Source organism: Amycolatopsis sp. SID8362 (assembly GCF_010550475.1).
Classification (GTDB): Bacteria; Actinomycetota; Actinomycetes; order Mycobacteriales; family Pseudonocardiaceae; genus Amycolatopsis; species Amycolatopsis eburnea.
On the sequence record NZ_JAAGNB010001581.1, the window covers coordinates 1 to 1,048 of the forward strand.

1 protein-coding gene and 1 pseudogene are annotated in these 1,048 nt (G+C 74.9%); one reads left to right on the forward strand and one right to left on the reverse strand.

The annotated features are described in order from the left end of the window. Positions 1-306, forward strand: a pseudogene (locus G3I65_RS48845) (oxidoreductase); the annotation flags it as partial. Here the strand turns inward: G3I65_RS48845 and G3I65_RS48850 are convergent. After that, a complete protein-coding gene (locus G3I65_RS48850; protein WP_160702422.1) occupies positions 303-1,001 on the reverse strand; it encodes an SDR family oxidoreductase in 699 nt (232 codons plus the stop codon). The pseudogene G3I65_RS48845 and the gene G3I65_RS48850 overlap by 4 nt on opposite strands. Between the last annotated feature and the right edge of the window lie 47 nt (positions 1,002-1,048).

A 1,048-nucleotide genomic window follows, 5' to 3' on the forward strand; every position in this document is an offset into this window, starting at 1 on the left:
CCGTCCCAGGGGATCGCGATCGGCGGCGACTTCGCGAACCCGGACGCGCCGGGCCCGGCTGTCGCGCTGACCCGCGACCGCGGCCACACCTGGACCACCCCGGGGCAGTACCCGGCGGGGTACCGCTCCGGGCTGGCCTGGCGCGGCGGCACAGTGCTCGCGGTCGGCCCCGGCGGCAGCGACCTCAGTCCCGACGGCGGACGGCATTGGACCCGCTTCGACACCGGCAGCTTCGACTCCGTGGACTGCGCCGGCGCGGCCTGCTGGGCCAGCGGGGCCCAGGGCCGGGTGGCGCGCCTGCGCTAGAGGACCTGGCCCGTCGGCCGGACCATGATCTCGTTGACGTCGACCGACGGCGGCTGCTGGAGGGCGTAGAGCACCGCGCGGGCGATGTCGTCCGCCGCCAGCTTCGGCTTCTTGCGCTGCTCGTCGGTGAGGATGTCGGTGTCGGTGATGCCCGGGTTGATCAGCGTGACCCGGACGCCGGTGCCGACGGCCTCCTCGCGGATCGCGCCCGCCATTCCGGTCACCGCCCACTTCGTCGCCGAATAAAGGCTGCTGTTCCGGATGTAGCGGCCCGCGACCGACCCGGTGATCAGCAGGTGCCCGGCCGTCTCCTTGAGCGCCGGGAGGACGGCCCGGGCGGTGTAGGCGGCGCCCAGGACGTTGGTGCGGACCATCGCCTCCCACGCTCGCGGGTCGGGGTCGTCGGTGCCGAAGAACGACGTCCCGACGCCGATGCCGGCGTTGGCGAAGGCCGCGTCGAGCCGCCCGAACCGGGCGACGGTCTCGTCGACGGCCGCGGAGACGCTCGGCCAGTCGCCGACGTCGGCGCCGAGGGCGACTGCCCGGTCTTCGCCCAGTTCGGCGGCGAGCGCCGCGACGGACCCGGCCTGCCGAGCCACGAGCGCGACCTTGAACCCGGCTTCGGCGGCCAGCCGCGCGGTGGCGGCGCCGAGCCCGCGCGAGGCGCCGGTGATGAGGAGTACGCGATCATCCATGCCGTCCAGGCTAGGGAGTCAGGACGAGCCTGCCCCGCAGCCCGCCG

Bases quoted from the DNA above. Each gene is read 5' to 3' on its own strand.
- G3I65_RS48850 (WP_160702422.1), bottom strand. From the start codon at position 1,001: ATGGATGATCGCGTACTCCTCATCACCGGCGCCTCGCGCGGGCTCGGC.